Origin of the sequence: Micromonospora sp. SL4-19 (assembly GCF_047921475.1) — a bacterium.
Taxonomy (GTDB): Bacteria; Actinomycetota; Actinomycetes; order Mycobacteriales; family Micromonosporaceae; genus Micromonospora.
This window is the reverse complement of record NZ_JBLROB010000050.1, coordinates 20,798-27,065: the sequence shown is the minus strand read 5'-3', so window position 1 is coordinate 27,065 and position 6,268 is coordinate 20,798. Positions and strand designations below refer to the sequence as shown.

At 71.9% G+C, this 6,268-nt stretch carries 5 protein-coding genes and 2 tRNA genes; 3 read left to right on the top strand and 4 right to left on the bottom strand.

What is annotated here, in order from left to right; translation table 11 throughout:
- Positions 1–280 precede the first annotated feature (280 nt).
- Both ACNAVT_RS30815 and ACNAVT_RS30810 read right to left on the bottom strand, forming a co-directional pair.
- A complete protein-coding gene (locus tag ACNAVT_RS30815) occupies positions 281–958 on the bottom strand; it encodes a hypothetical protein (protein WP_416301404.1) in 678 nt (225 codons plus the stop codon).
- Positions 955–1,323 (bottom strand): hypothetical protein, encoded by a 369-nt coding sequence (locus ACNAVT_RS30810; protein WP_416301403.1) that lies wholly within the window; start codon positions 1,321–1,323, stop codon positions 955–957. Before ACNAVT_RS30810 ends, ACNAVT_RS30815 begins: the two co-directional genes overlap by 4 nt.
- Before the next feature lie 159 nt (positions 1,324–1,482).
- Between ACNAVT_RS30810 and ACNAVT_RS30805 the strand changes: the two genes are divergently transcribed.
- Both ACNAVT_RS30805 and ACNAVT_RS30800 read left to right on the top strand, forming a co-directional pair.
- Positions 1,483–3,465, top strand: a complete 1,983-nt coding sequence (locus ACNAVT_RS30805; protein ID WP_416301402.1) for a sensor histidine kinase — start codon at positions 1,483–1,485, stop codon at positions 3,463–3,465.
- Positions 3,453–4,106, top strand: a complete 654-nt coding sequence (locus ACNAVT_RS30800; RefSeq protein WP_416301400.1) for a response regulator — start codon at positions 3,453–3,455, stop codon at positions 4,104–4,106. Before ACNAVT_RS30805 ends, ACNAVT_RS30800 begins: the two co-directional genes overlap by 13 nt.
- A gap of 135 nt (positions 4,107–4,241) precedes the next feature.
- Here the strand turns inward: ACNAVT_RS30800 and ACNAVT_RS30795 are convergent.
- A tRNA-Lys gene (locus ACNAVT_RS30795) sits at positions 4,242–4,314 on the bottom strand.
- Positions 4,315–4,531: 217 nt separating this feature from the next.
- Positions 4,532–4,607 (bottom strand) — tRNA-Lys (locus ACNAVT_RS30790).
- A gap of 186 nt (positions 4,608–4,793) precedes the next feature.
- Between ACNAVT_RS30790 and ACNAVT_RS30785 the strand changes: the two genes are divergently transcribed.
- Positions 4,794–6,065 carry an Ig-like domain-containing protein gene (locus tag ACNAVT_RS30785; protein WP_416301399.1) on the top strand — a complete coding sequence of 424 codons (1,272 nt, stop codon included), beginning with the start codon at positions 4,794–4,796 and terminating at the stop codon, positions 6,063–6,065.
- The last annotated feature ends 203 nt before the right edge of the window (positions 6,066–6,268 follow it).

The window sequence follows — 6,268 nt, the reverse complement described above, 5'->3', positions numbered from 1 at the left end:
TCCTCCTCGGTCGTGCAGTCATCTTCAACGACCCCGAGCCGCCCACCATTCCGGGCTACGAATGCGGCCGGGCCACCCGGAACCGGACACCGAGGCATGGGCCGTTCAGACGGGCACGATCGTGGATCGAGCGCCATGGGAGGTGCGGACGCCGCCGTCGGGTTTGCGAGAAACGAATCAGGCCGGCCCGAGCGGACCGGCCTGATTCGGTCACGCGGCGCACCCCCACGTGCCGCGGAGCGGGCGCCCCACCCCCCGGGGGGCGCAGAACTACCGCGGGTCAATCGGTGCGTGCCAGCCGTAGGGCGAGGGCGGCGAAGCCGACGGCCTGGAGCGTGGCTCCGGCGACCGCGAACCATTCGGTGCCGGCGATCAGGCCGGTCACGTGCAGCACCGGCCAGCAGCAGATCCCGACTGCGGCCCAGACCGGTACGGTCCGGGCGCGTAGCAGGGCGATGCCCAGCAGCAGGGTGCCGAGCAGGTTCCCGGCCACGAAGAGCAGCAGCCACGGGATCGCGGCCTCGCTCGCGGCGTCCAGCACCGCGGCGTAGTCGCCGGTGGGGCCACCGCGCTCGGCCATGGCCAGGTCGACGTAGCCTCTCATCACGGCGCCGAAGTAGGCCACGTACCCGCCGATCATGAGTGACCCGCCGATGAGGCCGAGCCGGTTCGCCCGGTGCCGGGTGAACCCGATGACGCCGAGCGCGGCCGGGATGATGAGCAGGCAGCCGAGCATGGCCGCGACGGTCGACGCCCGTAACGGAGCCGGATGCGCGGCGGCGAGCGCGAGGGCGTCGGCACCGGTCTCGTCGCTGCCACCGTTACGGGTGGCCACGGCGTAGCAGACGTTGGCGACCACGAATCCCCACGGGGCGAGCAGCATCGCGAGGGCGGTGCCGATGCGGCGCGGCGCGTCGGTCGGGGCGTGCGTGACGTCGCGGTCGAGGGTCGCGGTCATGACGCGGCCACCGCCGGCCGGCGCAGGCCCGGCCAGATCAGCACCAGCGCGGCGACCGTCACCACGAGACCGACGCTGAGGAGCACGACGTTCGCCCCGGAGATGCTGTCGTCGCCGAAAGCCGGCAGCACGGCCAGCCCCGACAGGATCCGAGTGACGATCACCGTGACGAGGCCACCGCGCCGTCCGCCCCAGGCGAACCAGGTGCCGGCGAGGGTGATCGCGCCGAGCAGCGTGATGACCACCGCCGCGGCGAGCGGCGGCTGGCCGTCCCCGCCCACGCCGAAGAGCCCGGTGGCCAGATCGCCGAGGCCGAGCAGGCCGGCGAGTACGAGACCGATGGTGAAGGTACGACTGGGTTTCACGGTTGCCCTCCGTTGAACGAATGTCCTGGCCAGCAGTCTTGGCCGGATGCCGTGGCAGGGCATCGGGGCGGGCTCGGGACTCGGACTGCGGGGAGGTACGGAAGCGATCTCCGTGCTGGCACGTATCCGCTGCTGTGGCCGAGGGCTTACGGTGAGCCAATGACGTTGGCGCGGCTGGTCGCGTACGGCATGGCGGCGATCGCCGCCGTGCTCGTCGGCGCGGGTATCTGGCTGCTGACCGTCGGCGCCGACGGCGGCCAGGTCGTCTACTTCGCCGGCGCCTGCCTGCTCGCCTCCGCGTCCGTGGTCCTGGGTGTGCTGATCGCGACCAAGCGTCCGACCAACGTGGTCGGTGCGCTGCTCACCTTCTTCGGGCTGCTCGCGGTCTGGGTCGCCTGGACCGACGTCTACGCGTACGTCGTCGAGCACCATCCGGGGCGGCTGCCGGTTTCGCCGCTGCTGGCCACCGCGGGTCAAGGCTCCTGGATGCTCAACTACGTGCCGGCGGCGCTGCTCATGCTGCTCTTCCCCGACGGGCGGCTGCTGCCCGGGCGACGATGGCGGGTGGTGGCCGTCGGCCTGGTGGTGGTGCCCGGAGCGTTCATCGTGCTCACCGGTCTCGACCCCGCCCCGTTCCCGGCGCCGTTCGCGGACGTCGACCACGCGTTCGGCACCCCGCCACCGGCGCTGGCGCGGGTGCTGGAGCCGATCGCGATCGCGCTGCTGCCCGGGCTGCTCGCCCTGCTCGTCGCCTCCGCGGCGGCGATGGTGGTGCGCCACCGCCGGGCTACCGACCCGATCCGCCGGGCCCAGGTGAAGTGGTTCGCGCTCGGCGCGCTGTTCCTGCCCGCGACGCTGCTGCTGTGCTGGCTGAGCTACCTGCTGTTGGACGGGCCGGACCTCGCGGTGGCCGGGCTCGCCGCGACGTTGATCGCGGTCCCGACGGCGACCACGGTCGGCATCCTTCGCCACGACCTGTACGACGTGGACAAGGCGCTGAGCGCCACGGTCACCTACGGCCTGGTCACCGCCGCGCTGCTGGCCTTCTACACGCTCGCCATGTTCGTCGCCGGCGTGGCGGCGGGGCGTTCATCGCCGGTGGCCGCTGCCGGCGCCACCGCGCTCTGCGCGCTCGCGCTGTCCCCGTTGCGGATCCGATTGCAGCGTGAGGTGGACCGTCGCCTCTATCCCGCCCGCCGGGCCGCGCTCATGGCGATCGAGGACCTCCGTGATCGGATGCACGCCGGTGAGGCGGCGCCGGAGCGGCTCGAGGAGGCACTGCGACAGGCGCTGCGTGATCCGTCGGTGCGTGTCGGTTACCGGATGCCGGGCACGAACGAGCTGGTCACCGCGACCGGGGCCGGCTTCGGGGCGGCCGGTGACGCGACCGCGATCCAGCTGGGTGGGCAGCAGATCGGCGTTCTCGTCCGCGGTGAGACCACGACCCGCGAACTGATGCGCGAGCTCGCCGACGCCTGCGCGCTGCTCGTCGAGGTGGTACGGCTGCGGTTGCAGCTGCGCCGGGCCCTGCGCGACGTGGAGGCCAGCCGGGCGCGGCTGCTGCGCGCCGGGTACGCCGAGCGGTTGCGGCTGGAGCGAGACCTGCACGACGGTGCCCAGCAACGGCTGGTCTCCCTCGGCATGGCGCTGCGGCTCGCCCAGCGGCACCTTCCCGAAACCGACGTCTCCGGCCTGCTCGACCAGGCCGTTGCCGAACTGGGCACCGCGGTCGCCGAGTTGCGGCAGATCGCGCAGGGGCTGCGCCCGTCCAGCCTGGACGAGGGGCTGGCCAACGCGCTGACGATGCTGGTCCGTGGCGTGCCGCTGTCGGTCACGCTCGACGTCTGCACCGAGCCGGTCCCCGAGGACCTCGCCACCACCGCCTACTACGTGGCCAGCGAAGCACTGACGAACGTGGTCAAGCACGCCACCGCGACCGCCATCCACCTGCGGGTGTCCAGAGCGGACGACCGGCTGACCGTGACGATCCGCGACGACGGCGTCGGCGGGGCCCGGATGCGGCCCGGCGGCGGGCTGGCGGGCATCAGCGACCGGGTGGCCGCCGCGGGGGGCGCGCTCACCGTGGCCGGCCAACCCGGCGACGGGACGCTCGTCGAGGCGGTGCTGCCGTGCGGATCGTGATCGGCGAGGACTCGACGCTGTTCCGCGAAGGGCTGGCCCGGTTGCTCGCCGACGCCGGGCACGAGGTGGTCGGCAAGGCGGTCGACGCCCCGAGCCTGCTGGTCGCCACCGACGAAGCCGTGCCTGACCTGGCCATCATCGACGTACGGATGCCGCCTGACCACACCGACGACGGCGCCCGCGCGGCACGTCAGATCCGCACGCGCCACCCGGGACTCGGCATCGTGCTGCTCTCCCAGCACATCGAGACCCGGCACTCGGTGGATCTGGTCGCCAGCGGGCGGTTCGGGTATCTGCTCAAGGACCGCGTCCTCGACGTCGACGACTTCCTCGACGCCCTGCGGCGAGTGGCGGCGGGTGGGTCGGCACTAGACCCGGAGGTGGTCACCCGGCTCATCGGCCACCGGCCGCCGGACGACCCGCTCAGCACCCTCACCGCCCGGGAGCGGGAGGTCCTCGCGCTGATGGCCGAGGGGCGTACGAACGTCGGGATCGCCCGCCGCCTGTGGCTCACCGACCGGACCGTCGAGGCGCACGTCAGCTCCATCATGGCCAAGCTCGGCCTGGCCGCCTCGGACGAGGACCACCGACGGGTGCTCGCCGTGCTGGTCCACCTCCGCCGGTGCACGTCCCCTGGTTGATCCGCCCGCGCCGCACCTCCAGCCGTGTTTGCCGTGACGGCCGCCAGCTGGTGCGCGCGCCGGGCCCCACCACGACGGCCACGAAAACGGCTCTGGCCTGGTGGTGAACCACCAGGCCAGAGCCACTATCACCGGTGCGCCGCCAGGGACTCGAACCCCGAACCCGCGGATTAAGAGTCCGCTGCTCTGCCAGTTGAGCTAGCGGCGCTCGTGGCAACGGGGAGAAACGTTAACACGCCCGCGATCGCGGCCGTCGGGGTGTGCCCGAGGGACCGCCGACCGCGGCATCCGGCCGATCCGGGGCGCTGGATGCCGGCAGCTCGCCTGCCCGCATGATGGTTGGCAGCCCGGGTGACACCCGAAAAGCAGGGAGACGCGAAAAAGGCTCCGGCTGGTGTGTGACACCCGGCCAGAGCCTTGATCAGTGGTGCGCCGCCAGGGACTCGAACCCCGAACCCGCGGATTAAGAGTCCGCTGCTCTGCCAGTTGAGCTAGCGGCGCTCGCTGACAACGGGGAGAACACTAGCACGGCCGCCGACCTGGGTTCCAATCCGATCCCGGGCTCCCCCCTTCGGTCGAGCTTAACGGGCAAAGCATCCCAAAATTCCGCACCAGCCACTCGAGGGGCACAGGGTGATGGCGGCGATACGGCACGATGTGCGCCAGGCACGCGAGAACGGGGTGGGGATGGGCAGGTTCACGCGGGCCGGGGCGATGGTGGGCGCCCTGGTCCTCACAGCGTCGCTGGCACTGACCGGGTGCGGGGACGACCAGAAGAAGCCGGCGTTCGTGGCGGGCGAGCAGCAGTCCGACCCGGCCGCCACCGCCTCCGCCTCCGCCTCCGGGCAGACGGGCGAACCGGCCCAGTCGGCCACGCCGCCGCTGCAGGTGAGCCCGGCCGACGGGTCGGACGGCCGCCCGGTCAGCAGCGAGATCGGCGCGACGGTCCCCGGCGGGAAGCTGTCGAAGGTCGTCCTCACCGCCGCGAACGGCAAGACGGTCGCCGGCCGGATGCGCCGCGACGGCTCGTCCTGGGTGCCGTCCGCCCCGCTCAAGTACGCCACCCGCTACACCGCCACGGTCACCGGCACCGACGCGGACGGCCAGACCCACCAGGGGACCAGCACCTTCACCACGATGGCCAAGCCGAAGTCGATGATCGGCTCGGGGCTGTACCTGTTCAGCGACAAGACGTACGGCGTGGCGATGCCGGTGGTCGCCGAGTTCTCGCCGGGCATCCCGAAGAAGGACCGGGCGGCGGTGCAGAAGCGGATGTTCGTGCAGACCGACCCGCCGCAGCCGGGCGCCTGGCACTGGATCGACAACGGCACGCAGGCGTACTACCGGGCGCCGGAGTACTGGAAGCCGGGCACCACCATCACCGTCCGGCTGGCGCTGGCCGGGATCCCGCTGAGCAACGGCCGCTACGGCAACGTCGACCGGAGCGCGACGGCCAAGATCGGCCGTGCGTTCGAGATGAAGGTGGACAACGCGACCAAGCGGATGAGCGTGTACGAGAACGGCGCGCTGATCCGTACCGTGCCGGTGAGCCTCGGCAAGAAGAGCACCCCCTCCTCCAGCGGCACGATGGTGGTGATGGAGAAGAAGGAGTCGACGGTCTTCGACACGCGGGACGAGCCGGACGCCAGGAACCGGTACGTCACGGAGATCGACTTTGCCCAGCGGATCACCTGGGGTGGCGAGTACATCCACGCCGCGCCGTGGTCGGAGGGGGTGCAGGGCCGGACCAACGTCTCGCACGGCTGCGTGAACGTGTCGATGGCCAACGGGCGGTGGCTCTTCGGCAAGACCCTGGTCGGTGACCCGATCACCGTCCGCGGCACCGATCGGAAGCTGGCGGCGGGCAACGGCTGGACGGCCTGGAACCTGAGCTGGTCGGAGTTCGTCGCGGGCAGCGCGCTGCCGGTACCCGACGGCGGAGCCGAGTCGGCCCTCTAGTCCGGCGGGCCGGCCGGGGCGGACCGTCGGGCCTCGGCCAAGCCGTCCGGTCGCCCGTCGGCAGCCAGGGCAGACACGAGTCCCGCTCACCAAGCGGCGTACCGTACCAGAATCGTTACGTCGCAGTCGGGGTGTTTCGGTTCACTTCAGGCAACCGGTATCCGTACGAGCGCGTCTGTAGGGAACGATGGGATCGGGGACCA